General features: G+C 59.8%; 24 protein-coding genes, 1 tRNA gene and 1 pseudogene. 18 read left to right on the plus strand and 8 right to left on the minus strand.

Translation table 11 applies throughout. From position 1 onward, the window contains the following. Nucleotides 1-82 precede the first annotated feature (82 nt). On the minus strand, nt 83-3,574 hold the full coding sequence (mfd, locus tag CTR2_RS10610; protein ID WP_087084119.1) for a transcription-repair coupling factor: 3,492 nt from the start codon (nt 3,572-3,574) through the stop codon (nt 83-85). Nucleotides 3,575-3,850: 276 nt separating this feature from the next. Here mfd and ispD point away from each other — a divergent pair, with 276 nt between their 5' ends. Beyond that, nucleotides 3,851-4,618 carry a 2-C-methyl-D-erythritol 4-phosphate cytidylyltransferase gene (ispD, locus tag CTR2_RS10615; RefSeq protein WP_087084118.1) on the plus strand — a complete coding sequence of 256 codons (768 nt, stop codon included), beginning with the start codon at nt 3,851-3,853 and terminating at the stop codon, nt 4,616-4,618. 122 nt (nt 4,619-4,740) lie between these two features. Continuing rightward, entirely contained in the window at nt 4,741-5,223 is a 483-nt protein-coding gene (ispF, locus tag CTR2_RS10620) for a 2-C-methyl-D-erythritol 2,4-cyclodiphosphate synthase (protein ID WP_003070287.1), read from the plus strand. Between the two features lie 34 nt (nt 5,224-5,257). On the opposite strand, the gene CTR2_RS10625 is transcribed toward ispF, so the two are convergent. The 3 genes from CTR2_RS10625 to ompR all read right to left on the minus strand — a co-directional run bounded on the left by CTR2_RS10625 (nt 5,258) and on the right by ompR (nt 8,128). Then, on the minus strand, nt 5,258-5,653 hold the full coding sequence (locus CTR2_RS10625; RefSeq protein WP_087084117.1) for a GFA family protein: 396 nt from the start codon (nt 5,651-5,653) through the stop codon (nt 5,258-5,260). Between the two features lie 61 nt (nt 5,654-5,714). Then, nucleotides 5,715-7,217 carry a sensor histidine kinase gene (locus CTR2_RS10630; protein ID WP_087084647.1) on the minus strand — a complete coding sequence of 501 codons (1,503 nt, stop codon included), beginning with the start codon at nt 7,215-7,217 and terminating at the stop codon, nt 5,715-5,717. Nucleotides 7,218-7,396: 179 nt separating this feature from the next. Then, complete coding sequence (gene ompR, locus CTR2_RS10635) at nt 7,397-8,128, minus strand: osmolarity response regulator transcription factor OmpR (RefSeq protein WP_003055820.1); 732 nt, start codon at nt 8,126-8,128, stop codon at nt 7,397-7,399. Nucleotides 8,129-8,441: 313 nt separating this feature from the next. Here ompR and CTR2_RS10640 point away from each other — a divergent pair, with 313 nt between their 5' ends. After that, entirely contained in the window at nt 8,442-9,197 is a 756-nt protein-coding gene (locus CTR2_RS10640; RefSeq protein WP_087084116.1) for an SIMPL domain-containing protein, read from the plus strand. 144 nt (nt 9,198-9,341) lie between these two features. On the opposite strand, the gene CTR2_RS10645 is transcribed toward CTR2_RS10640, so the two are convergent. Then, nucleotides 9,342-10,124: a 3-hydroxybutyrate dehydrogenase gene (locus CTR2_RS10645; protein ID WP_034352209.1), complete on the minus strand. Its 783-nt coding sequence runs from the start codon at nt 10,122-10,124 to the stop codon at nt 9,342-9,344. Between the two features lie 24 nt (nt 10,125-10,148). Further along, the gene (locus CTR2_RS10650) at nt 10,149-10,433 is read right to left on the minus strand and encodes a YdaS family helix-turn-helix protein (RefSeq protein ID WP_087084115.1); all 285 of its coding nucleotides are present in this window, start codon (nt 10,431-10,433) and stop codon (nt 10,149-10,151) included. 213 nt (nt 10,434-10,646) lie between these two features. Between CTR2_RS10650 and CTR2_RS10655 the strand changes: the two genes are divergently transcribed. The 15 genes from CTR2_RS10655 to CTR2_RS10725 all read left to right on the plus strand — a co-directional run bounded on the left by CTR2_RS10655 (nt 10,647) and on the right by CTR2_RS10725 (nt 22,139). Next, nucleotides 10,647-11,237: a hypothetical protein gene (locus CTR2_RS10655; RefSeq protein ID WP_140401054.1), complete on the plus strand. Its 591-nt coding sequence runs from the start codon at nt 10,647-10,649 to the stop codon at nt 11,235-11,237. After that, nucleotides 11,234-11,386, plus strand: a complete 153-nt coding sequence (locus CTR2_RS10660; RefSeq protein ID WP_176391671.1) for a hypothetical protein — start codon at nt 11,234-11,236, stop codon at nt 11,384-11,386. The genes CTR2_RS10655 and CTR2_RS10660 overlap by 4 nt, the downstream gene beginning before the upstream one ends. A 459-nt stretch (nt 11,387-11,845) precedes the next feature. Continuing rightward, the gene (locus CTR2_RS10665) at nt 11,846-13,117 is read left to right on the plus strand and encodes a replication initiation factor domain-containing protein (RefSeq protein WP_087084113.1); all 1,272 of its coding nucleotides are present in this window, start codon (nt 11,846-11,848) and stop codon (nt 13,115-13,117) included. A 21-nt stretch (nt 13,118-13,138) separates the two neighbouring features. Then, on the plus strand, nt 13,139-13,459 hold the full coding sequence (locus tag CTR2_RS10670; RefSeq protein ID WP_087084112.1) for a hypothetical protein: 321 nt from the start codon (nt 13,139-13,141) through the stop codon (nt 13,457-13,459). Between the two features lie 2 nt (nt 13,460-13,461). After that, entirely contained in the window at nt 13,462-13,656 is a 195-nt protein-coding gene (locus tag CTR2_RS10675; protein ID WP_087084111.1) for a hypothetical protein, read from the plus strand. A 12-nt stretch (nt 13,657-13,668) separates the two neighbouring features. Continuing rightward, nucleotides 13,669-13,839: a hypothetical protein gene (locus CTR2_RS10680; protein ID WP_176391670.1), complete on the plus strand. Its 171-nt coding sequence runs from the start codon at nt 13,669-13,671 to the stop codon at nt 13,837-13,839. Between the two features lie 16 nt (nt 13,840-13,855). After that, nucleotides 13,856-14,068 (plus strand): hypothetical protein, encoded by a 213-nt coding sequence (locus CTR2_RS10685; protein ID WP_087084110.1) that lies wholly within the window; start codon nt 13,856-13,858, stop codon nt 14,066-14,068. Between the two features lie 71 nt (nt 14,069-14,139). Next, entirely contained in the window at nt 14,140-14,373 is a 234-nt protein-coding gene (locus CTR2_RS10690; protein WP_087084109.1) for a hypothetical protein, read from the plus strand. 107 nt (nt 14,374-14,480) lie between these two features. After that, nucleotides 14,481-15,881, plus strand: coding sequence for a hypothetical protein (locus tag CTR2_RS10695; RefSeq protein ID WP_087084108.1), 1,401 nt, complete (start codon nt 14,481-14,483; stop codon nt 15,879-15,881). 2 nt (nt 15,882-15,883) lie between these two features. Then, nucleotides 15,884-16,273, plus strand: a complete 390-nt coding sequence (locus CTR2_RS10700) for a DUF2523 family protein (protein WP_140401053.1) — start codon at nt 15,884-15,886, stop codon at nt 16,271-16,273. Then, nucleotides 16,270-17,658, plus strand: a complete 1,389-nt coding sequence (locus CTR2_RS10705) for a zonular occludens toxin domain-containing protein (protein ID WP_087084107.1) — start codon at nt 16,270-16,272, stop codon at nt 17,656-17,658. The genes CTR2_RS10700 and CTR2_RS10705 overlap by 4 nt, the downstream gene beginning before the upstream one ends. 342 nt (nt 17,659-18,000) lie before the next feature. Next, complete coding sequence (locus CTR2_RS10710) at nt 18,001-18,663, plus strand: recombinase family protein (RefSeq protein WP_254913382.1); 663 nt, start codon at nt 18,001-18,003, stop codon at nt 18,661-18,663. Between the two features lie 49 nt (nt 18,664-18,712). After that, entirely contained in the window at nt 18,713-19,729 is a 1,017-nt protein-coding gene (locus CTR2_RS10715) for an alpha/beta fold hydrolase (RefSeq protein ID WP_176391729.1), read from the plus strand. After that, nucleotides 19,726-21,957: a RelA/SpoT family protein gene (locus tag CTR2_RS10720; RefSeq protein WP_003070275.1), complete on the plus strand. Its 2,232-nt coding sequence runs from the start codon at nt 19,726-19,728 to the stop codon at nt 21,955-21,957. The genes CTR2_RS10715 and CTR2_RS10720 overlap by 4 nt, the downstream gene beginning before the upstream one ends. Before the next feature lie 105 nt (nt 21,958-22,062). Further along, nucleotides 22,063-22,139, plus strand: a tRNA-Val gene (locus tag CTR2_RS10725). Nucleotides 22,140-22,546: 407 nt separating this feature from the next. Here the strand turns inward: CTR2_RS10725 and CTR2_RS10730 are convergent. Together CTR2_RS10730 and CTR2_RS10735 are read right to left on the minus strand one after the other, a co-directional pair. Beyond that, a complete protein-coding gene (locus CTR2_RS10730) occupies nt 22,547-22,675 on the minus strand; it encodes a hypothetical protein (RefSeq protein WP_254913381.1) in 129 nt (42 codons plus the stop codon). A gap of 424 nt (nt 22,676-23,099) precedes the next feature. Continuing rightward, nucleotides 23,100-23,231 (minus strand): annotated as a pseudogene (locus CTR2_RS10735) (IS5/IS1182 family transposase); the annotation flags it as partial. Nucleotides 23,232-23,419: the final 188 nt, after the last annotated feature.

Consider the following 23,419-nt stretch of genomic DNA (forward strand, 5'->3'; position numbering starts at 1 on the left):
GGAAAATCAGGTTCCGTCGCCATCTTGCACCGTCTGCATCGGACTGGCCTCAATAGCCCTGCTGGCGTTGCCAGCAGCCTTGTCAGGCATGGACGGCAGTTTCGTTCTTGAGCGGCTGGCCCAGGCTGCGCAGCACATCGCGCACCATCTGGGCACGGTCCTTGGGGTTCTCCAGCTCTTTTTCGATGCGCAGTTTCTCGTTGCCCGCCAGCTTGATGTGCTTGTTCTTCTGGATCAGGTGAATGATGTTCATGGGATCGATCGGCGGCTGGGGCTTGAAGCTGATATTGATCACGCCGGGGGCGGCATCGACCTTGACCACACCATAGGGCTGGCTCAGCACGCGCAGGCGGTGCACATCGATCAGGGTCTGTGCCTGGGGCGGCAGCTTGCCGAAACGATCCACGATTTCCTCGAGCAGGGTATCGATCTGATCGGCGGTCTTGGCCGTGGCCAGCTTCTTGTAGAAGGACAGGCGCAGATGCACATCGCCGCAGTAGTCGTTGGGCAACAGGGCCGGGGCGTGCAGGTTGATGTCGGTGGATGCCGACAGCGGCGAGAGCAGATCGGGTTCCTTGCCGGCCTTGAGGCTGCGCACGGCTTCGGACAGCATCTCGTTATAGAGCTGAAAGCCCACTTCCATCATATTGCCGCTCTGGTTTTCGCCCAGCACCTCGCCGGCGCCACGGATCTCCAGGTCATGCATGGCCAGATAGAAGCCCGAGCCCAGCTCCTCCATCTGCTGGATGGCCTCCAGTCGCTGCTGGGCCTGTTTGGTCAGGCCGTCCAGGTCCGGCACCATCAGATAGGCATAGGCCTGATGGTGGCTGCGTCCCACGCGGCCGCGCAGCTGGTGAAGCTGGGCCAGACCGAACTTGTCGGCGCGGCTGATGAGAATGGTGTTGGCCGATGGCACGTCGATGCCGGTCTCGATGATGGTCGAGCACAGCAATATGTTGTAGCGCTGGGCGACGAAATCGCGCATCACGCGCTCCAGCTCGCGCTCGGGCATCTGGCCGTGGGCCACGGCGATGCGCGCCTCGGGCAGGATTTCCTCCAGCTTCTGCTTGCGGTTCTCTATGGTCTCGACCTCGTTGTGCAGGAAGTAGATCTGTCCACCGCGCTTGAGCTCGCGCAGCACGGCTTCGCGAATCACGCCCGTGCCCTCGTTGCGCACAAAGGTCTTGATGGCCAGGCGCCGCTGCGGCGCCGTGGCGATCACCGACAGATCGCGCAGCCCCTCCAGTGCCATGCCCATGGTGCGCGGAATCGGGGTGGCCGTCAGCGTCAGCACATCGACCTCGGCACGCATGGCCTTCATGGCCTCCTTGTGGCGCACGCCAAAGCGGTGCTCCTCGTCGATGATGAGCAGGCCCAGGTTCTTGAACTGCGTGGACTCGGACAGCAGCTTGTGCGTGCCGACCACGATATCCACCGTACCGTCCGAGATGCCCTTGATGGCCGCCGTGATCTCCTTGCCCGAGCGAAAGCGCGACACCTCGGCCACCTTGATTGGCCATTTGGAGAAGCGGTCCACCAGGGTCTGGTAATGCTGCTCGGCCAGAAGCGTGGTGGGGGCCAGGAAGGCGACCTGCTTGCCGCCCATGGCTGCCACAAAGGCCGCACGCAGCGCGACCTCGGTCTTGCCAAAACCCACATCGCCACAGACAAGGCGGTCCATGGGCTGGGGGCTGATCATGTCCTGCACCACGGCGTGGATGGCGGCGCGCTGGTCGGCTGTTTCCTCGAAGCCGAAGTCGGCCACAAACTGCTCGTAGTCGGCCGTGGGGAAGCGGAAGGCATGGCCCTGGCGTGCGGCGCGGCGGGCGTAGATATTGAGCAGCTCGGCGGCGGAGTCGCGCACCTGTTCGGCGGCCTTGCGCTTGGCTTTTTCCCATTGCGTGCCGCCCAGCTTGTGCAGCGGCGCATCGTCGGGCGAGACGCCGGTGTAGCGGCTGATCAGGTGCAACTGGCTGACGGGCACATAGAGCACGGCGTCGGCCGCATATTCCAGATGCAGAAACTCCTGAAACGCGGGCGTGCCGTCCGGGTTCTTCTGGCCCATGTCCATATTGATCAGCCCGCGATAGCGGCCGATGCCGTGGTCGGCATGGACGATGGGGTCGCCCACCTTGAGCTCGGACAGGTCCTTGATCAGGGCTTCCACATCGCTGACTTGCTCCTGTCGGCGGCGACGGCGGCCTGTGGGGCTGCTGGCGAACAGCTCGGTTTCGGTGACGAAGTCCAGGCCTTCCTCGACCCAGGCAAAGCCCGTCATCAGGCTGGAGGTGGCAATGCCGACCTTTTCCGTGGCATCGGCCTGGAACTCGGCCAGAGAATCGAACACAGGCGGGTTGACGCCCGAGGCGCGGAAAAAGTCCAGCAGGCTCTCGCGTCTGCCATCGGATTCGGCCAGAAGCAATACCCGGCTTGCGCCAGCTGCTATATGTTTTTGCAGCTTGGCCAGCGGGTCATCGGCCCCGCGTAGCACGGAAAGGTCTTCGAGCTTCTGGAAGATGGCGCTGTCGGCCACATCTTCGGTGCCCGGGCGCAAGGCCAGCTGGGCATGCTCCTTGCTGCGGGTATAGAACTGGTCGGCGCTGAGAAACAGGGTCTCGGGCGGCAGCGCCGGGTGGTCGGGGTCGCCTTGCACCAGGCGGTAGCGATCCTTGGTGTCCTGCCAGAAGCGCTGGAAGGCCGGCTCCAGATCGCCATGCAGCACCACGGTGGCCTCGTCGCCCAGATAGTCGAAGACCGTGGCCGTTTCGTCAAAGAACAGCGGCAGGTAGTACTCGATGCCGGCCGTGGCAATGCCCAGACCCATGTCCTTGTAGATGCGGCTGCGCGTGGGGTCGCCCTCGAGCAGCTCGCGCCAGCGGCTGCGGAACTTGGCGCGCGCCTCCTCGTCCATCGGGAATTCGCGGCCGGGCAGCAGGCGCACCTCGGGCACGGGGTAGAGGCTGCGCTGGGTGTCGGGGTCGAAGGTGCGGATGGAGTCGATCTCGTCGTCGAACAGGTCCACGCGGTAGGGCTGGAGCGAGCCCATGGGGAACAGATCGATCAGACCGCCGCGTACCGCGTATTCGCCATGGCTGACCACCTGGGACACATGCTGGTAGCCCGCCAGCGTGAGCTGGGCCTTGAGCTTGGCCTCGTCCAGCTTCTGGCCCTGCTTGAATTCAAAGGTATAGCCGGCCAGAAACGAGGGCGGGGCCAGGCGATAGAGGGCCGTGGTGGCGGGCACGATGACCACATCGGCGCCATGCTGCTTGTCGCGCTGGTTGATGCGCCACAGCGTGGCCAGGCGTTCGCTGATCAGATCCTGGTGCGGCGAGAAGCTGTCGTAGGGCAGGGTTTCCCAATCGGGAAACAATGCGCAGCGCAGCTCGGGGGCGAAGAAAGCCATCTCCTCCATGAGGCGGTGGGCATCGGCGGCATCGGCCGTGACGATGGCCGTGACCCGGCCGTCCTGCTTTTCACGCTCGCCCAGCCTGGCCAGCAACAGCGCGTCGGCGCTGCCAACGGGGCGGGGCAGGTGAAAGCGTTTACCGGGGGTGAGCTTGGGCAGTTGCATGGTTTTTCACAGACGGGCGCAGGCAGCGGCGCACAGGTGCGGGCTGGATGCAAAAAAACGGGGACAGATTGAATGCGGGCGAGTCCGGCCATCAGAGGCAGGGCTCACAGCCCAATCAGCGCGGAGCTGACGGTTGGCGGCGCATTCACTCAAAATGGGGACACCTCAAGGCGATGCAAGCCGAAAGCAGGTCGTCGATGGATCTCACGCGCTTTCGGACGAAATGGTGATTTTAAAATACTGTGCATGACAGATCGGTTTTTCTCGCCTGAGTCCATGACGGACGACAAGGCAAACGCTGCTGCGGCGTCGTCGTCGGCATCTGCACCCCGTTGCTGGGGGCTGATTCCCTGCGCGGGCGTCGGTCTGCGCGCCATTGCTGCAGATTCCCCGGCCCCCGAGCTGCCCAAGCAATACCAGAACGTTGCCGGCCAGCCCATGGTCATGCACACGCTGGCCGCCATGTTGGCGGTGCAGCGCATGCACCGGGTGCTGCTGGTGGTCTCTGCTTCCGATGGTTTCTGGCGGGGGCGCGCCACGGACGCTCGGCTCGGCATTGCTGCCTGCGGCGGAGTCACCCGTGCCGAGACCGTGAGCAACGGCCTGCAGGAGTTGCTGCGCATGGGGGCCAGCGGCGAAGACTGGGTGCTGGTGCATGATGCGGCGCGCTGTCTGGTCGCATCGGCGCAGGTCAATGCCTTGATCGATGCCTGTCTGCCGGATGCGGTAGGGGGGCTGCTGGCGCTGAAGCTGCCTGACACCCTCAAGCAGCAGGCCGCCGGTGCGGGCCCGGCGCGTGTGGCGCAGACGGTGGAGCGCAGCGACAAATGGCTGGCACAGACGCCGCAGATGTTCCGCATCGCAGCCTTGCTGGCTGCGCTGCAGGCGGCTGGCGCAGCCGTGACCGACGAAGCCAGCGCCATGGAACTGGCCGGTCACTCCCCCAGACTGGTGCCGGGCGGTGCGCAGAACTTCAAGGTGACCTACCCCGACGACTTCGCGCTGGCCGAGGCCGTGCTGCTGCAGCGCAAGGCGCGTGGCTAGACGGATTCGCCATCGACAGGTCTTGGCGGCTGGCAAGACCGTGTCCGAGCCGGATTGGCGCAGATGGTATTTAATTTGATAGCTGCTTGTACTTTGTGGGCAAGGGTTTGGAAGGAATTTTCATGAATTTTCGTATTGGTGAAGGCTGGGATGTCCATGCCCTGGTCCCTGGACGCAAGCTGATTCTCGGCGGTGTCGAAGTGCCTCACAGCCTGGGCTTGCTCGGTCATTCGGATGCCGACGTGCTGCTGCATGCAATCACCGACGCCTTGTTCGGCGCCGCGGCGCTGGGCGATATCGGCCGTCATTTCTCGGATACCGACGCGCAGTTCAAGGGGGCGGACTCGGCCGTGCTACTGGCCGAGGCTGCCAGGCGCGTGCGCGCCAAGGGCTTCGAGATCGGCAATATTGACAGCACCATCGTGGCTCAGGCGCCCAAGCTGGCACCCCATATCGAGAAGATGCGCGAGCGCATTGCCCAGGTGCTGGAGCTGGATGTGGAACAGGTCAACGTCAAGGCCAAGACAGCCGAGAAGCTGGGGCCTGTGGGTCAGCAGCAGGCCATGGAGGCTCGTGCCGTGGCCTTGCTGGTACGGACTGCCTAGCCACGTTCGGCGCAATGGCCGCTGCGAAGGCCGGTCATGAATCGCTGTAGAGGGCTTGCACCTCGGCCCCGGTCAGGGTCGGGGTGTCATTGGCCAGCGCGTAATAGTCGGGCTTCTCGTCGATATAGATCTGCTGTGCCAGTGTCAGCCCCTGGGCATCCTGAAACAGCCCGGCCGACAGAAAATGCTCGTTGCTGGCCAGCAGGCAGTAGAAGAGGTGGGTGCCGCAGCTGCTGCAGAAGGCACGCTCGGCCCAGGGCGAGGAGGCATAGCGTGTGATGGGGCCGCTGGTCTGCACCGCCGTGCCGCCATGCAGGGTGAAGGCTGGGCCTTCTCCCCAGCGCCGGCACATGCTGCAATGGCAGACATGAACTTCGTGGGTATCGGGTGCGGTGACGAGAACGGCTTTGCACAGGCATCGGGCTTGCATGGTGAACTCTCCGGCAGATGGTTGAAAAGGCGATGCCGATTGTGCATGGAGGCGGGCCGATTCAGTCTTCCGCAGTCTCGTCGTCTTTCTTGTCGCGCGGCAGATTGCGCTTGACTTGGGGGCGCTGCAGGCGCTGTTCGGGCGCCGCACCGGCCGTCACACCCATGGCGCGCTGCAGCTGCAGATGGGCGACCAGGCCGCCCGTCGATGAGTTGGAAAGGGCAAACATGCCGCCCATGCGCTGCACCGTCTTGTCCACGATGGACAGGCCCAGGCCCGCACCTGCGGCAGCCGTGCGCGCCGTGTCGCCGCGGAAGAAGGGCTGGGTCAGGTTGGCCAGTTGCTCGGCCGGCACGCCCTTGCCATGGTCGCGGATGCGGATGACCACCCATTTCTCGCTTTCCTTGGCAACCACGTCCACCTCGGTGGTGTCGGTGGACGGGGTCTTGCCGTAGCGGCGTGCATTCTCGAAGAGATTGGAGATCACGCGCGCCAGCTCCACCTCGTCGGCCATGACATAGAGATCTTCGGGCACGTTCATGGTGATCTGCAGCTCACGGTGGTCCTGCACGGCATAGACGCAGGAGGCAACCACGGCGTGCAGATCCACGGGGCTGAGCATGACGCGATGATCGGGGCGGGCGTAATCCAGGAATTTGTCGATGGTGGCGTCCAGTTGAACGATGTCGGCCACCATATGCTCGCGTGCCACATCGTCATAGACGCTCATCTCGGTTTCCAGACGCAGCCGCGCGAGCGGCGTGCGCAGGTCGTGGGAGATACCAGCCAGCATCACGGCACGGTCCTGCTCCAGCTTGGCCAGCTTCTGCGCCATGCGGTTGAAGCCGATATTGACTTCGCGGATTTCGCTGGTCACGGCCTCCTCGTCGAGCTGGCTGGCGTCAAAGTCGCCCTCTCGCACGCGATTGGCTGCATAGGACAGTTGTTTGAGTGGACGGTTGATCAGGCGGGCGATGGCGGCCGCGCCGATGAGCGACAGCAGGGCGGCCGTGATCAGCCAGATCAGCCAGGTCTGGCCGCTGGCGGGAGTGAAGCGCGACTGGTCCATCAGCATCCAGTTGCGGTCGCCGTTGATGGTGAAGCCCACCCACAGGCCGGGTTCTCCGTTGACGCTGCGCGCCACCACGGTGCCGTAGCCCAGGCGGGTGGTCAGCTCCTCGGTCAGCTTCTGGCCCAGCGCGTTCTGCTCCAGCAGCTCGAAGGAGTCGCCGGGCTCGCGGGGCAGAATGCGCACGCCTTCCTGGTCGGCCATGGTCTTGATCAGGGAGACGCGGTTGATCGCGTCCGAATGCTCGAGGGCAGCGCGACTCAGGTTGACCAAAGAGGCTACTTGCTTGGCCGTCTGCAGCGTGCGCGGCTCGAAATCCAGTGCCCGCAGTGTCTGCAGCCAGGCCAGAATGCTGCCCACCAGCAGCAGGGCCAGCAGGCAGAAAGTACGCCAGAACAGGTTCAGCCCCACGGGGGAGCGAGCTGTGCTGCGCCGCTCGTACTCCAGAGGTACGGGGCTGGTGGCGTCGGGCGGCGGATGGTGAAAAGCGCTCATGAACAGCAATGCGGAAATAACTGGGCCCGAGGGTACGCCCAATATGGGCGACACGGGTTACGGTTTGTCCAAAAAGTGTCTATCTACTGGTGTTTGTTGAAAGAGCTTGACTTATGGGCCAGCCCCCAAGCGCAACAAGCCGCGCAGCGGGCGGCTTGTTGCGATGGAGGCGGGCAGAATCAGTTCATGCCATCGGGTACGAACACATAGCCCACGCCCCAGACGGTCTGGATATAGCGTGGTGCGGCAGCGTCTTCCTCGATCAGCTTGCGCAGGCGAGAAACCTGCACGTCCAGGCTGCGGTCAAACGGCTCGAATTCGCGGCCACGGGCCAGCAGGGCCAGCTTTTCGCGCGACAGAGGCTGGCGTGGGTGGCGCACCAGGGCCTTGAGCATGGCGAATTCGCCGGTGGTGAGTGGCAACTCCTCGCCATTTTTTTGCAGCACGCGAGTGCCCAGGTCGAAGGTGAAGGGGCCAAAGGTCACCACCTCGTTGTCGCCAGAAGGCGCGCCCGGTGCTTCCTGAGGCGGGCGGCGGCGCAGCACGGCATGGATGCGGGCCAGCAGTTCGCGGGGGTTGAAGGGCTTGCCCAGATAGTCGTCGGCACCCACTTCCAGGCCCACGATACGGTCCACGTCCTCGCCCTTGGCGGTCAGCATGATGATGGGAGTGCGGTCATTGGCCGAGCGCAGGCGGCGGCAGATGGACAGGCCATCCTCGCCGGGCATCATCAGATCCAGCACGATCAGGTCGACAGTCTCGCGCAGCAGGATGCGGTTGAGCGCCTTGCCGTCCTCGGCAATCATGATCTCGAAGCCTTCCTGCGTCAGATAGCGGCGCAGCAGGTCGCGGATGCGTGCATCGTCATCCACCACGAGGATCTTGTCAGTACGGTTGTTCGTCGTTGCCATGATCGTCCTTGTCGATTTATTTGTAACTGGCCCATTGTTATCGCTAGATCAAAAAAATCCAGCAAAACAAGGTCAAGTCTTGCTGCTTGTTACGATTGTTGCGTTTATTAATGGAACAATAAATGTTTCATGAGGAACTTTTCAAGAGTATTTTGCACTATTGTTTCAGTGTTTGTTCTGTTGGTGTGTCGAATGTGGAGTATTCGTACATAAAGTCACACTCTGGGCTGACATGCTGCGCTGCAGCGACTTTGCGCAATGGTGAAATGCATGTGTATCTGCATGGCCTGATTTACTTACAAGGGTGAACCGCATGAATCAATTTTCCAAGTCTTCCTCTTCCTCTTCCTCTCGCGCCGCGGCCGCCGCACTTGCGCTGGCTGCGGCCTGCGCCGGCGGCAATGTATGGGCCCAGGGCGCCGTTCGTGACATGCAAAGACCCGCCAATGTGGTGCAGCTGTCGGCCCAGGGCACGGTGGAGGTCAAGCAGGACTGGATGACGGCGACGCTGTCGGCCAGCAAGGACGGCCGCGATGCCGCTTCGGTGCAGTCCCAGTTGCAGAAGATCGTGGAGTCCGCCATGACCACGCTGCGCAACGATGCGCAAGGTCGGCAGATGGAGTTGAGCACCGGCAATTTCTCCATCTCGCCGCGTTATGGCAACAACGGCAAGATCGAAGGCTGGCAGGGCCAGGCAGAGATCGTGCTGCAGGGGCGCGACTTTGTGCGCATCACTCAGGCTGCGGCCAAGGTGCAGGACATGACGCTGGCCAGCATGAGCTTCGGCCTCTCGCGCGAAGCACGGGAAAAGGTGGAGGGCGAGGCCCAGGCCAAGGCGATCGAGAGCTTCCGCCAGCGTGCTGCGGCCATCTCCAAGAGCTTCGGTTTTGCGGGCTACAGCCTGCGCGAGGTCGATGTGAGCAGCAGCGGTGGCGGCGGGCATCCCATGCCTCGCCCGCGCATGATGAGCATGGCCAAGGCCAGCTATGCGGATGCCGCGCCCGTGCCGGTGGAGGCGGATCGCACCGAGGTGACAGTCAGCGTCGGTGGCTCGATTCAGATGCAGTGATCGGATCCGCGCGGCGTGTATAAAAAAGGAGCAGCTTGCGCTGCTCCTTTTTGATTTTCATCATGATTTGATGCTGAATATATTTCCTGGCAGGTGCTGGATGCTATCTAATTGATAGACGCATGCGTCGGAGCCGAGCGGCTTTTATTGTGCGGCCCAGCCACCGTCCATATTCCATGCCACGCCGCGCACATTGTTGGCCGCGGCAGAGCAGAAGAAGACGGCCAGTTCGCCGAGCTCTTCGGGCGTGGTGAACTGCATCGAAGGCTCTTTTTCTCCCAGCAACTGCTTGGTGGCGTCTTCATTGCTGATGCCTTGGGCGGCAGCCTTCGCGTCCACCTGCTTTTGTACCAGCGGCGTCAGCACCCAGCCGGGGCAGATGGCGTTGCAGGTCACGCCGGTGGTTGCGTTTTCCAGCGCCGTCACCTTGGTCAAGCCGACGATGCCGTGCTTTGCAGCGACATAAGCCGATTTTTCGGCCGAGCCGACCAGGCCGTGTACCGAGGCCACATTGATGATGCGGCCCCAGTTGGCCTGCTGCATGGCGGGCAGGGCCAGGCGCGTGGTGTGGAAGGCGCTGCTCAGGTTGATGGCGAGGATGGCATCCCACTTCTCCACAGGGAAGTCCTGCACCTTGGCCACATGCTGAATGCCGGCGTTGTTGACCAGGATGTCGACGCGGCCGAATTCGGCGGCGGCGTATTTCATCATGGCTTCAATGTCGGTGGCCTTGCTCATGTCTGCTCCGTGGTAGCCGACTTCGATACCGGCCGCTTTGCCGGCATCAAGCACCTGGGCGCGTGGTGCTTCGACATCGCCAAAGCCGTTGAGCACGATATTGGCACCCTGGCGTGCCAGGGCGATTGCGATACCTAGGCCGATTCCGCTGGTCGATCCCGTCACGAGAGCGGTTTTGCCTTTCAACATGGACATACAAGGTCTCCGAATGAATTACGAACGGTTGGGGAACGCGTCAAGCATAGCTTGGATCATTTCCTTGGCGCCTTTTTGAGTTTCGTCGCTCTCGTCTAGCCCTTCTATGACTTGCTCTAGGAGGGCTGTTTTTAGGTCATAGCCAGTTATCTCGCACAGTTGTATGCGCGTTGGCATCGTGCAGGTGCGAACCCCTGTTTTCCAAGCGCTGATGTGTTGTTGCTTTACTCCCATCATCTCGGCCAGCTTGGCCTGGCTACCGGCTTGTTCTATCGCTTTGTCTATCAAGGCTTTCACGGACATGGTCGCTCCTGTCGTTTACACCAATTAAGTTGTTGACTACACCATGAATTCGTGTACTAATTGATACACGAATTAATTGTGTACACCTTTGTGAGGTGTGTGCTGATTCTAAGCAGGAGCCAACCAGCTCGGGCAGATGCAGTGATCAACAGCACGCCCTACCGCCAGAAGCAGAGCTAGGCGGCTCCTGAGAAAAACCTAGGAGCCGCCAGCATGTCTAAAACCGTTCACACGTCCCCAATAAGTCCTCCGCCTGGTCAAAAAGACCGAAGCGCTCGCCTGGCGGCTTCCGCCCAGGTCGATCAGGTGGAGGGCACCACTCCTCAATCGATCCGCAAGTCATCTAGCCGCGCATTGCCGGCTGTCGGCTTGTCTGGCATCAGAACCCATTTGAACCCAGGCGGCGCAGATGGAGCTTGTGCCGATGGTGCAGCGGGTAGCTTGAATCTCGCCTCTGAAACTCCGTCTCTGACACCTGCTTTGATAGCTGAGTACAGCACCCAGTACGTGAGCAGTAGTCCTATTCCGGCTGCTATTAACGGCAACAGCAGACCCAATCCGATAAATCCCACGGCGGCTTCTCCCTCTTTAGAAGCTGCTGATCTTAAGACGGCTTCCGCCCAGGTCGACCAGGTGGAGGGCACCATTTATCGCCCAATCGGTGAGTACGTGGACTGGCTCTTTGCTGAGCTGGCCCGCTTGGACGGCATGCCATCTAGCCCTGACTATCCGAGCTATCGAGAGTGTCAGGCGGCGTTGCGTGTTTACATGCGCTTCGTAGATCACCGTCTGGGGCGCGCATGAGCACATTCCTTTTCTTCGCTGAATGGGCCTTTCGCGCTCAAGCCCTCATTGTTTTGGCGTTCGGCATTGCCCTGTTTGTGCTTCTGGCTATTGGTTGTGTTGTTGAAGCGGTTCAGCGCTTTAAGGCACGCAAGGGGGCAGGCTCATGATTACCTTGATTGAGCGCACTCCAGGCTCTGGCGGCATGTATGAGCCTCAGGCCTATCAGTCCTACCAGTCGGAGCAGGCTCGCTTTCTTGAGAAAACCCGCCGCAACTTTGAAGCCGTATCCAAAAGGTATGGCCCTTCGCATTCTTGGACGAAATTTTGGTGCCATGAGTGCAAGCGTGAAGCCGGGTATTTGATTTCCGGCGCTTACTGCTCTGGCGCTCCTGGTTGGGGGCGCGTATGACCCGCAATCGTGCTCAATGGCAATCCATTGCCGACTTCCTGACCCGTCAGAACCTCGTGATCGTCTTGCAAGCGCGAGCTGCTGCGGCGAGGGGCCCCGCTTGCGGGGATACGTCCGCAGCTGCTCCCGCTGCTATCAATTTTGGTGGGTACGCACCGGCTTATTCATCTTCTGTCCCCGTAGGTAACACGGGGACAACTTCTACAGGGCAGGGCGTATGAGCAAGCGCCAAAACGATCTAGTCCTGGTCAACAACCGCGAAATCAAGGTGCGCTTGCATGCGGCAAAAGTTGAAGAGTGGTCTTACATCCATATCGACTGGCTGCGCTTCACAGTGAACCGCCGTCATGCACCAGTCCCAAGTGTTGAGCTGCTGTTTCCTGAGCCGGATGGATCTATCGACTACATGGCCGAGCGCGATGGATGGAGTGAGAACCGCCGCGCCGCTGCGCATGCCGAAGTCAAGCAACGCCGTCAGCGTGTGGTGAACCTGCTCAAGGACTTGCCCGACCCAGACTATCAGGCCAGCTCGCAGGCATTCACCCTGGCAGAGGAGGTCGCGGAAATCCTCGGCCAGGACTTCACCGCAGATCCTCTGATTCAAAAGGGCAAGGACTTCTACCGCTTCCGCATCGACATTCTGCGCAAGGGTCATCCGGTCGGCTGGGTGGGTTTCCTGGCCACGAATAACGGCAAGCGTGCCGAGAACCAAAACAACACGCTGCACGTAAATCTGGAAGGCATGGCCTGCACATTTGCGCAGCGCGGCTGGCCCCAGGTCATGGCTGATTACATCGAAGATCATCGCGGCGTCATCACGCGCATCGACTTGGCTGCCGACTTCATGGACGGTATGAGCGACAAGGGCCATGGCGACGTCTTTGAGCGCTTCTTTGAAGAGTACCGCTCTGGCTTGATGGATCACCTCGGCCATCGTCCTGATGAGGACGTTTCAGGCAGCTACCTTTCCAAAAAGAAGGGTCGTAGTTTCTATCTTGGCTCTCGGGCCGGGGGCAAGCTCACCAACATCTACGAGAAGGGCAAGCAGCTTTTCGGCAAAGAGGATGACTCGCAATGGATCCGCGTCGAGCTGCGCTACGGCAACCAAAAGCGTGTGCTGCTGCCCGACATGCTGCGCCGTCCTGCTGACTTCTTTGCCGGTGCCAGCGACTGGCATGCATCCATCTTGCGAGAGCTGGGCGCTCAGGCCATTCCTGAACCCGTCAAGTGCGAGAAGCAAGTCCAGATTCAAACCATCGACGCCGAAGTGACGCGCAATGCGCGCTGGTTCATGAATACCGCTGGTGCGTCGGCTGTCTTGGCCTTCATCAACCTGCCCAGAGAGCAGATGCACAGCCTTTTCAAAGAGTTTGAAAACAAGCTGCCAAACCGCCTCAGGAAATTCGGCATGGCCGACATAGAGGCCGCATATCAACGTGTCTTTACCAAGCTGGCTAGCAGTGGGCGGGCTAGTCCGGCATTTGCCTAATGCCTAAACCAAGGAATCAACATGCGTTTTCAAGCACAAGGTGTACTCACTGGCATCAAGTCCAGCAAAGGCGATTACGAGGGCCGCGCCTTCGACTCGACCACGTTCCATCTGGCCGTCGACCTGCCGGATAGCCAGAACGGCGAAAGCCTGGGCCAAGTCACTCGACCTTTCAAGATGGGCACCTCTGCCGAGTACGGCAAGTGGAAGCACTTGAAGAACTCGTGGCCGGTTGGGGGTGTTGCCGTTGATTGCGTCTTTGAAATGGCTGCAGGCGCTGATCAGTCCTCCAAGCTCGTGCTGGTGGACATCAAGCCCAAGGCATCCGGGAAGGCTGCTTAAGCATGTCCCGCTACGTGATCCAGTCGGCATTTACCGGCGCTTTCCTCTCTCCTGACCCAGATGACGGCCAGCCGCGCTGGGTGCTGCTCTTGCGTGATGCCTGCACTGTGGACGACATGGAAACCGCTGTCGAAATGATCGCGGATCACGTTGATTCATTCCACAAGGCCCAGGTCATTGACCTGGACGAACTTTGATGAGGTATCCCCATGAGCAGAGAACTCGAAGACGACACGGCCTGCTGCGATGAGTGCCACGAAATCAACCTTGGCTTTACCGTCGATGAAGTTGTGCAGTGTGGCTGTCCTGTTTGTGGCTCCAACAACATTCGACCCTATGTCGAATGGGTTGAAGACTTGCCTGATGCGACTGAGTACTGATGCCGTTTGAACGCCAATGACTTACTTCATTTGCACCCAGGTCGAAAGCCCATGTCAGCCCGGCAACCAGGTCGCGATAACGGAAATCACCGTTCAAGACTTTGCCGCGCTGGGCATCACGCCCGAGAGCATCGCCAAGTCTGTGACCCTGGGGTTCGGCATCGTGTTCTCTCTGGCCCTGGTCGGCTACGTGCTTGGCGTCGTGATAGCGATGATCCGCAAGGCTTGAGATTGCAGCCGAGAGCGGGCGCTGTGCCTGCTCCCTGGTGCAAGTTCGCACCGATCTTTTCAGGAGAAATCATGTTCAATAAAACTCGTTCTATCGCCCGTCAGTACGGTGCCAAGGTCGTTGCAGGTTCTGCGGGTGCCTTGGCCGTTGCATCGTCTCACGCTGCAGGCCTGGATGATCTGTTTGACGCTGTCGATCTGTCCGGGATCAACGTCAAGGTTCTCGCCATGGGCGTGATCATCGTGGGTATCGCGCTCTACTTGAAGGGCCCTGCGATCGTCAAGCGCATCATCGCCAAGATCTAAGGCTTCGCCATGTTGATCGTCGCCCTGGTTGTCGCCGTCCACGCTGCTTTTGCGCTGATCGGTGCAATCGGGGCGATTTGTTTTTTCATGCTCGCAAGGATCTAGGCATGCGCAACATCATCCAGGTCCTTTTCCTCTTTGTCGTCTCCTTCTGCAGTACTGCGTTCTCTGCCGAGCAATGCGAGACACCGTTCTCTCAAATCGGCGGACAGTACTACTACGGCGAGATGGCCATTTGCAACGCGAGCGGCGCACGCTATAACCCCAAATGGAGTGCGACTAGAGCGCAAATCTCTGGATCTAAAATTGTCTGCTACGGCTCGTCAAAGCAGGGCGATGGATCCACTGTTGAGGCGGTCATGGCCTATGTGGATTTCTCCATTGCCCCTTGTCCTGTTTGCCCTGCGGGTCAGTATTTCGACAAGGCTAAGGGGCAGTGCACGCAAGATAAGTGCTCTGCACTTGCCGCCTTTTGCTCTGCCGCCAAAGGCTCTCAGCATTCATATGCCACCTACGATGGTGATGCGACTACATCCTGCTATCAGCCCCCTGATGACCTGTTTTGGCACGAACCTAAGTTTCCAGGCTGCAGCCAAGGCTGCATGGCGAATGCCGGCCCAAGCACAGGCGTAACCGATAGCACCGGCAAGACCCTCTACAAGGGCATGGGCACCCTTACAGGCGGCAAGTGCAGCTACGGCACGCCTAGTGAGCCATCTGCACCTGATGCACCGCCTCCTGCGGAAAAAGCCGAGCCAATAGACAAGCGTTGCGCTGGGCAAACCGGAACGGTAAATGGCGACACGGTTTGCATACCTGCTGCGAGTGCCACAGGCGTGGACTGGACAGGAACCACAAAGAACAGCGACGGCACCAGCACCGAAGGCAAGACCACGACAACTTGCTCTAACGGCGTCTGTGAGTCCACCACGACCAAGACCACCAAGGACGCTAACGGCAACGTCACCGGTACCACGACTTCGACAGACAAGGTCAGCCAGGACCAGTACTGCGCCAAGGCCAAAAACAAGGATGGAATGCTTTGCGCTGCGGTCAATGCCAATCCTGTTCCAGGCAAAGACAACCAGAGCGGCACAGGCTCAGGTACTGGAAGCGGTAACGGGAACGGCGATGGCGACGGCTGCACCATCAAAGATTGCGGTAGCGACACGGGTAGCGGCCCTGGCAAGGCGGGTCTTCCTGGCACCGGAGCTGGTGAGTTCGGCAAGCTCTATGAGCCCAAGTATCCGCAGGGGCCTGTAGAGGTCTGGAAGCAAAGCAGTGCAGGCATTAAGAACTCTGGCCTTGGCTCTCTTGCAATGGCCCTGATGCCAAAGATCGGGGATGGCGGAACTGCACCAGTCTGGATCGTTGATCTCAACTTTAGGCCGGTGGGTGATTTCGGTGTGCATGACATCTCTCCGCCCTTGTGGCTTTGGGATGTGCTCAAGGCCATCACCATCCTGACCGCGCTCATTACCGCGCGTCGTCTGATCTTCGGAGGCTGAGCATGTTCGATTGGCTCAAGCGTCGTATTGATGCATTTTTCTCGTGGCTCACGGAGTCTCTGACCGAGTATTTCAAGTGGGCCAAGGATGTCGTTGATGCTTGGTACAAGTGGGCGGCAGACCTCATCAAGGCCATCTTTAAAGCGGCCTGGGACATGTTCACGGACGCCGTGTCCTGGCTGATTGAGAAGCTCTTTGAAATCATCAAAGCCGCCCTTGATGCAGTCGATGTGTCACCGCTCAAGGGCATTGCCGACAACATCAACCTGCCGCCCGAGATCGTCACTGTGATGCAGCTCTCGGGCATCGGCACGGCCATGGCCATTGTCGTCACGGCTATCGGCATACGGCTGGCGCTCCAGCTCATCCCGTTCACAAGGCTCGGCTCATGATCAATGGACTAGAGGGCATCCCTGGCTCTGGCAAAAGCTATGAGGCAGTGGCCTATCACGTGCTGCCCGCGCTCCAGGCCGGGCGCAAGGTCATCACAAACCTGCCGCTGAACATCGATGCGCTCGCGGCCATCGACCCCAGTTATCGCGACCTGGTCGAAGTTCGCACCAGGCCAACACCCCAGCTCGGCGACTGGAACGCAGCCAACATTGCAGAGCAGGAAGCGTTTCAGCTCTGGACGGACAAGGAGCCCATTCCCCAGTCCGAGAACGTGTTTACGTTCGGTACCGTCTGGGACTACTACAGCGAATGGCGCGGTTCCAAGAACCAAGGCCCCCTGTACGTCATCGACGAATGTCACGTCGCGCTGCCCAAGCTGGGCACCCCTGAAAGCGTCGTGCAATGGTTCAAGCTGCATCGGCACTACAACGCCGATGTGCTGCTGATGACGCAAAGCTTCCGCGACATCAACCAGCCCATCGCCCAGCTCATCGCCACGCTCATCAAGTGCCGCAAGGCCGACATCCTGGGCCGGAAAGATAGCTACATCCGCAAGGTGCATGCCGGCTATCGCGGCGCAGTCATCCAGACCGACGAACGCGAATACAAGAGCCAGTATTTCGGCCTGTACCGTAGCAACACGCAAAGCAGCGGATCTGCTGAATCTGGGGTGACAGACGTCAGCCCCATGATCGTCAAATTCAACCGCTTCAAGAAGTTCTGGCTACTCCTGTCGGTGCTTCTGGTGATCTGGGCCTTCTGGCCTGATGGTAAGCACGATGTATGGGGCCGCAAGATCGTGCCTTCGCCACCCGTCAAGCCGCGCGTCCTCGGCCCCGCACCTGGTGCTGTTGCAACCCCTGTCGTCGCGTCATCAGCTCCAGCGTCGGTCGAGCCTAAGCCAAAGGAGTCGCAGCAGGCCACCGCGGCCCCTGCTGAGGCCGCACCTCAGACCAAAGAACCGCTGTTCGGCAAGCAGCTACACGTAGCGGGACATCTGTCGAAGAAGGACAAAAGCGTCACGCTCTTCATCGTCAGCGATGGCACCCGCCGCATGTTTGAGGTCACCAGCGATGACCTGGAGGATGCGGGCTACAGCGTCAAGCGCCTGGCTAACTGCATGGTCACAGTGAAGTTTGACGGGGTCGTTCGGCCCGTCACCTGCGACGCTCCATACCTGAACACCGGCGGCCAGGACAGGCCCCTAGTGGTTGATGCTGCGACTGGTTCACGCAGCGATGGCCGCAACACCCGCTACAGCAACGCGCCAATGCCCCAGGAGGTGGCCCAGGTGCGCCAGGAACAGCAGCAACAGGCAGGCGGCTACCTGGAAGCCCTGGCGAGGCGCAATTCACAGGTGCGCTCTGTTCTGATGGATAACTGAGAGGGCTATCGGCCACTTCTAAATTAAATGGCCAATCAGTCCGTGGACATTTTTATGACTGCAGGTTCTAACAGCTGATGGGGGTATCGGGGGCCGCGCCCCTGATGTCAACGTTTGACCAGGCAGAACCCCACGCACCGCACCAGGTGCGCGCCGCAGCTCTTGCAAGGCATACAGATCGACGGAGGGTGTATCCCTTATTCATAAATGCCGGTCGCCACTCTCGCCTGAGAAACAAATCGCCGAAGGCGCTCAACCCTCAGCAAGTGATTCTGGCCATTTTCAAGAATGGCATTTTTGCTATGAAAAGAGAAGCAATGGATTTAATCTCAGCTTAGATAAATGGCGATCTCAATAGCATTCCAGCTATCAAAACAACGGAGGGAAAAAGTGCTGATTGGATATGCTCGCGTCTCGACAAGGGAGCAGGAGACTTATCTGCAAATTGACGCGTTGAATAAGGCAGGTGTTTCAAAGATCTATCAAGAGAAGGCAAGTGCTGTAAGTGCACGGCCTCAATTGCAACGCTGTCTGTCGTCTTTGAAGGCCGGCGACATCCTTGTTGTTTACAAAATGGACCGTGTTGCCCGGTCCCTTAAGGATTTGCTGGCGATTCTGGACAGCGTCCAGTCCGCCGGCGCGCATATCCGGTCTTTGACTGAGCCGCTTGATACCTCTGTGCCGGTAGGCATCTTTATGGTGCAGGTGCTGGGTGCTGTTGCTCAGTTAGAGCGCTCCATCATTAGAGAGCGGGCCTTGGCTGGGCAAATAGCCGCCTATAACAGAGGGGTAAGGTGGGGTGGGAGTAGGGGAAAGCTCAGTGATATTGAGCAAAACGAGCTGAGGCAATTAAAGCAGGCCGGGGCCACCTTAAAGCAGCTTATGGCGAGGTACGATATCTCCATGTCGACGGTCTGCCGATATCTGAATCCACAGACCTCTCGCAACGTCCGTCCAAAGTTGCCTGTACTTGGAGCCTATGTTGATGACTCTCTCAGCGATTGACGATGCGACGACAGCCATTATCGGCCCCGGTCTTGAAAACGCGTTCTCCATGAATCAACCTACGCTGAATTACGTATCGTGTCCCGGAGCCTCTGCAACGGCTCCCACCTGGGCCAGTGCTCAGCGCCGCCAACAGGTCGAGGCTCAGCCCGAGGGAACGCACCGCATGGCGTACTGGGAATGGAACCATACCGGCAACCCAAGACATCCTCATGTCATCGTCTGCGTGCACGGCCTCTCACGGCAGGGGCGGGACTTTGATGTGCTGGCCGCCGAGCTCAGTCGCTTTGCCCGCGTGATCTGCCCCGATGTGGTGGGACGCGGCGAAAGCGACTGGCTGGCCGACCCCATGGGTTATCAGCTGCCGCTGTACGCAGCCGATATGTTGGCGCTGCTGGCCCAGCTGCATGCTCAGGTGCCTATTGAAACCCTGGACTGGGTGGGTACCAGCATGGGCGGCCTGATCGGCATGGGCATCGTGGGCCAGCCCGGCCTGCCGCTGCCGGTGCCTGTTCGGCGGCTGGTGCTCAACGACGTCGGCCCGACCATTGAGTGGGAGTCGCTGGAACGGATCGGTTCCTATGTCGGCAAAAGCTTGCAGTTTCCCAACTTCGAGAGCGCTGCCGCCGCCATGCGCTTGATTTCCGAAGGATTCGGCCCACATAGCGATGAGCAGTGGAGCCGGCTCTCGCAGGCCATGATCAAGCCAGATCCCCAAGGGGGCGTGGTGCTGCATTACGACCCCCGTATTGCAGTGCCCATGGCTCAGATGACGCGCGAGACCGCTGAGGCTGGTGAGGCCTTGCTCTGGCAGCTTTACGACCAGATCACGGCACAGGTCTTGCTTGTCAGAGGGGCCGAGTCCGATCTGCTTTCGAGCCGTACCGCCCAAGCCATGGCCGAGCGTGGCCCCAGGGCGCATTGCACGGAACTGGAAGGCGTGGGACATGCTCCAACACTGGTAGTGCCGGGACAAGTGGCTTTGATACAAAAGTTTTTACAAGGGGATAAGGGTCTGCCTGCGAGCATCAGTCTTGCGCAGCAGGCCCAAGAGGAAGCTGCATGAAGACCAGCGATACCGTAACCACCGTCTCTGACGCCGCACCCAAGCTCACGGAGCCTACGCCGCATCTGATTACCGCCACTTCCGAGGTTTTGCCCGATCAAGTCAATGCGCTGGCGCGTGCCCGCGCCTTTGCAGAACCGCTGATTGCCGGCGAAGTCATGGAGACCGGTGAAAACACCCTGACCCATGCCGACGCCGTTGCCGCCATCCTCAAGAAAATCGGCGGCTCGGAAACCATGCAGGCGGCCATTTATCTGGTGCATGCCAGCGTGCACCTGAACAAGCCACAGGAAGTGATTGCCAAGGCGTTCGGCGATAATTTTGCGACCCTGGCGGTCGAAACCATCAAGCTCATTCGCGTGCAGCAGCAGGCGCGAGACGCCGAGCTGAGCAGCCAGCATGTCGATGGCGTGGCCACGCAGACCGAGAACGTGCGCAAGATGCTGCTGGGCTTTTCGCGCGACCTGCGCGTGGTGCTGCTGCGCCTGGCGTCGCGTCTGCAGACGCTTCGCTACTACGCGGCCGAGAAGAGTCCGGTTTCACCCAGCATTGCGCGAGAAGCTCTCTATGTCTTTGCGCCGCTGGCCAACCGTCTGGGCATCTGGCAGATCAAATGGGAGCTCGAAGATCTGGCGTTCCGATTTCTGGAGCCCGATACCTACCGCCAGATCGCGCGTCTGCTCGACGAAAAGCGGGTCGAGCGCGAAGCCTATATGGAGCAGATGCGTGCGCGGCTCGAAGCCGACTTGCGCGCCCACAGTATCAGCGCCTCGGTTCAGGGGCGACCCAAGCATATCTACAGCATCGTCAAGAAGATGCGCGGAAAGTCGCTGAGCTTTGACCAACTGTTCGATATTCGTGCCATGCGCGTCATCGTGCCTACGGTCAAGGACTGCTATGCAGCCCTGTCCTGGGTGCACGAGCAATTCACGCCGCTGGAAAAGGAGTTCGACGACTACATTGCCAAACCCAAGCCCAACGGTTATCAGTCTCTGCACACGGTGGTGCGCGATGAAACCGGCCGCACCATAGAGATCCAGATCCGCACCCAGGCCATGCACGACCATGCCGAGCATGGCGTGGCCGCGCACTGGGCTTACAAGGAAGCTGGTACCAAAGGCTATGCGGGCGTGTCTGCGTCCAGCGAATATGACGCCAAGATCGCCGTGCTGCGCCAGTTGCTGGCCTGGGGCAGTGACCTGACGGGCTCGGCCCAGCGTGGTCTGTTTGAAGATCGCATCTATGTACTGACTCCCGATGCGGCCGTGATCGAGCTGCCGCAAGGGGCTACGCCGGTGGACTTCGCCTACTCGGTGCACACCAGCCTGGGCCACCGCTGCCGTGGTGCGCGTGTGGACGGGGCCATGGTGCCGCTGAACACCGCTCTGGAAAGCGGCCAGACGGTAGAGATCAATACGGCCAAGGAAGACCGCCCCTCCCGAGACTGGCTCAATGCCGAGCTGGGTTATCTGGTCAGCAACCGGGCCAAGGCCAAGGTGCGCGCCTGGTTCAATGCCCAGGCTACGCACGAAACCGTCTCGCGCGGGCGCGAGGCTGTTGAAAAGCTGCTGCAGCGCGAGGGCAAGACGGCGATCAAGCTTGAAGAGCTGGCTGCACAGCTGGGCTTCAAGTCTGCCGATGCACTGTTTGAAGTCGTGGGCAAGGACGAGTATTCACTGCGCAATATCGAAGTCGTGCTGCGTCCCAGTGAAGAAACGCCAGAGGAAGATGCGTTCACGCCGGTGCGCAAGGCGCGCGGCCATGATTCTTCGCGCGGCGGGGTGCTGGTGGTGGGCGTTGATTCGCTCATGACTCAACTGGCCAAATGCTGCAAGCCTGCTCCTCCGGACGAGATCGGCGGCTTTGTGACTCGTGGCAAGGGCGTGAGCGTGCACCGCTGCGATTGCTCCAATTTCCGCGAGATGATGGCCAAGAGCCCCGAGCGCGTCATCGAGGTCGACTGGGGTACTCCCAAGCACGTGGACAAGGGCGGACCGGTTTACCCTGTGGACGTTGCGGTGGAGGCGGCCGACCGTCAAGGCTTGCTGCGCGATATCTCGGACGTGTTTGCGCGCGAGAAGACCAATGTCATCGGGGTGCAGACCCAGTCCGTCAAGGGGACGGCATGGATGACGTTCACGGTGGAGGTGGCAGATTCGGGTCGCCTCAACAAGGTACTTGGCATCGTCGCCAGTGTGTCCGGCGTTCGCTCGGCCAGAAGGCGCTGACGTAAGTCCCGATTGCGCCTGACAGTGCTCGATGACAAGAAAATGTTAGCTCTCAAAAAATGAGTGAAAAACCCGTGCTACAATTGCTTCATCGAACAGAACAACAGGCGCGTAGCTCAGCTGGTTAGAGCACCACCTTGACATGGTGGGGGTCGTTGGTTCGAGTCCAATCGCGCCTACCAAACTGCAAACGAAACCAGAGTTTGCAACAGAAAATGCCCGCTGAAAAGCGGGCATTTTTGTTTCCAGAGTAGGAAAAGAATTCTCAGACTTGGGTGCTCAAGTGCGTATTTCTCAGCACAAAAAGTGTCGCAATTCCCCACTAATTTGGATCTTCTCTTTCCACAGGTTCCCACAATTTTTCCATCTTGATCAGCGTTTAGCGATTCAAAGCGCTGAAAAGCTCAACTGTTTGGTGACTCGCAAAAGAGGCTGAGGTCTGCGCAGCCACTGCGCAGATCTCGTATCTGGAGCTACCTCCTAACTGGCGGTACCTGGCTGCAAGGGAGTCCTGGAGGGTCATCCTCGCATCTCCTGGGGCCTGCCTGCGGGTCACGCATGAGGTCATGCGCCTTGGCTACAGCTGGAATCAGCGCACTGGATTGATGTCAGTTGCTGTTTGACTCGGAAGTTTTTTAAGCATGCCGTTCATGACCTTGAACAGTCGCCAGATCTGGGGCGTGATGTCGATCGATTGACCGGCATCCATGCCGGACATGGCGCAGAAACAGCGCCGGCCCGTCAAGTCATCACGCAGCCGGGGGCAGCAAAACGTAGATCGGGTTTCTATCATCCATCGCCATCAGCGAGGAGTAACTAATGCCCGGTAGTGGAGCTGAGAAGTCGCACCCGAGCTTGGTTCGACTGATCAAAAACTCCTGCCCCTTGTGCGTGTGGATGATTTTCCAGCCACGAGCTGAATGCCGTTGCCTAATCGCATTCACAGCGAGGGGGAGAGAAACTGAACTCAAACAGCGGATCAGGACGGGCAGAGGCACTATTCACATACTGCCCGTACGCAATACTTTTGAGATTGTGCCGGCGCCCCTTACGTTGGCTCGTTGCTGCTGTCCCATGGCTACCCAAAACAACCTGTTCCTGGACATCCGCATCTATTTCTAAACTCAAAACTTTTCCTATCGGTTGGTAGCGGCAAACCAAGATATGCTTTTATCCAGCCAGATAGTCAAGGAGCCCAGCGCTTTGAGCGCTTCGTGGTATTGCTTCCAGTTGGCGGTGCGGTAACGAGGCTTGTTCTGCGTGGGCAGATTCATCGCTCGAGGCTACCTCACCTCAACCGCTGATTTATGCAGTAGCGCCTGACATCGATTACACCAAGACCAACGCTAATCACACACAGACCAATGGCATCTGTGATGCTGTTCCACAAGACTATCTTGCACAAGTTCTAGCAGGTGGCATTCAGGCACAAATCTACAAATCCATTGACGAACTACAGGTA

Source organism: Comamonas thiooxydans, from assembly GCF_002157685.2.
Classification (GTDB): Bacteria; Pseudomonadota; Gammaproteobacteria; order Burkholderiales; family Burkholderiaceae_C; genus Comamonas; species Comamonas testosteroni_H.

What these genes read in the sequence shown, in the direction of transcription:
- CTR2_RS10670 (WP_087084112.1), top strand. Translation starts at nt 13,139, where the DNA reads ATGCGTTTTCAAGCACAAGGTGTACTCACTGGCATCAAGTCCAGCAAA.
- mfd (WP_087084119.1), bottom strand. Translation starts at nt 3,574, where the DNA reads ATGCAACTGCCCAAGCTCACCCCCGGTAAACGCTTTCACCTGCCCCGC.
- CTR2_RS10685 (WP_087084110.1), top strand. Translation starts at nt 13,856, where the DNA reads ATGACTTACTTCATTTGCACCCAGGTCGAAAGCCCATGTCAGCCCGGC.
- CTR2_RS10675 (WP_087084111.1), top strand. Translation starts at nt 13,462, where the DNA reads ATGTCCCGCTACGTGATCCAGTCGGCATTTACCGGCGCTTTCCTCTCT.
- CTR2_RS10640 (WP_087084116.1), top strand. Translation starts at nt 8,442, where the DNA reads ATGAATCAATTTTCCAAGTCTTCCTCTTCCTCTTCCTCTCGCGCCGCG.
- CTR2_RS10720 (WP_003070275.1), top strand. Translation starts at nt 19,726, where the DNA reads ATGAAGACCAGCGATACCGTAACCACCGTCTCTGACGCCGCACCCAAG.
- CTR2_RS10630 (WP_087084647.1), bottom strand. Translation starts at nt 7,217, where the DNA reads ATGAGCGCTTTTCACCATCCGCCGCCCGACGCCACCAGCCCCGTACCT.
- CTR2_RS10655 (WP_140401054.1), top strand. Translation starts at nt 10,647, where the DNA reads ATGTCTAAAACCGTTCACACGTCCCCAATAAGTCCTCCGCCTGGTCAA.
- ispF (WP_003070287.1), top strand. Translation starts at nt 4,741, where the DNA reads ATGAATTTTCGTATTGGTGAAGGCTGGGATGTCCATGCCCTGGTCCCT.
- CTR2_RS10730 (WP_254913381.1), bottom strand. Translation starts at nt 22,675, where the DNA reads ATGTCCGGCATGGATGCCGGTCAATCGATCGACATCACGCCCCAGATC.
- CTR2_RS10665 (WP_087084113.1), top strand. Translation starts at nt 11,846, where the DNA reads ATGAGCAAGCGCCAAAACGATCTAGTCCTGGTCAACAACCGCGAAATC.
- CTR2_RS10660 (WP_176391671.1), top strand. Translation starts at nt 11,234, where the DNA reads ATGAGCACATTCCTTTTCTTCGCTGAATGGGCCTTTCGCGCTCAAGCC.
- CTR2_RS10705 (WP_087084107.1), top strand. Translation starts at nt 16,270, where the DNA reads ATGATCAATGGACTAGAGGGCATCCCTGGCTCTGGCAAAAGCTATGAG.
- CTR2_RS10700 (WP_140401053.1), top strand. Translation starts at nt 15,884, where the DNA reads ATGTTCGATTGGCTCAAGCGTCGTATTGATGCATTTTTCTCGTGGCTC.
- CTR2_RS10650 (WP_087084115.1), bottom strand. Translation starts at nt 10,433, where the DNA reads ATGTCCGTGAAAGCCTTGATAGACAAAGCGATAGAACAAGCCGGTAGC.
- CTR2_RS10715 (WP_176391729.1), top strand. Translation starts at nt 18,713, where the DNA reads ATGAATCAACCTACGCTGAATTACGTATCGTGTCCCGGAGCCTCTGCA.
- CTR2_RS10625 (WP_087084117.1), bottom strand. Translation starts at nt 5,653, where the DNA reads ATGCAAGCCCGATGCCTGTGCAAAGCCGTTCTCGTCACCGCACCCGAT.
- CTR2_RS10710 (WP_254913382.1), top strand. Translation starts at nt 18,001, where the DNA reads ATGGCGATCTCAATAGCATTCCAGCTATCAAAACAACGGAGGGAAAAA.
- CTR2_RS10695 (WP_087084108.1), top strand. Translation starts at nt 14,481, where the DNA reads ATGCGCAACATCATCCAGGTCCTTTTCCTCTTTGTCGTCTCCTTCTGC.
- CTR2_RS10645 (WP_034352209.1), bottom strand. Translation starts at nt 10,124, where the DNA reads ATGTTGAAAGGCAAAACCGCTCTCGTGACGGGATCGACCAGCGGAATC.
- ispD (WP_087084118.1), top strand. Translation starts at nt 3,851, where the DNA reads ATGACGGACGACAAGGCAAACGCTGCTGCGGCGTCGTCGTCGGCATCT.
- CTR2_RS10690 (WP_087084109.1), top strand. Translation starts at nt 14,140, where the DNA reads ATGTTCAATAAAACTCGTTCTATCGCCCGTCAGTACGGTGCCAAGGTC.
- CTR2_RS10680 (WP_176391670.1), top strand. Translation starts at nt 13,669, where the DNA reads ATGAGCAGAGAACTCGAAGACGACACGGCCTGCTGCGATGAGTGCCAC.
- ompR (WP_003055820.1), bottom strand. Translation starts at nt 8,128, where the DNA reads ATGGCAACGACGAACAACCGTACTGACAAGATCCTCGTGGTGGATGAC.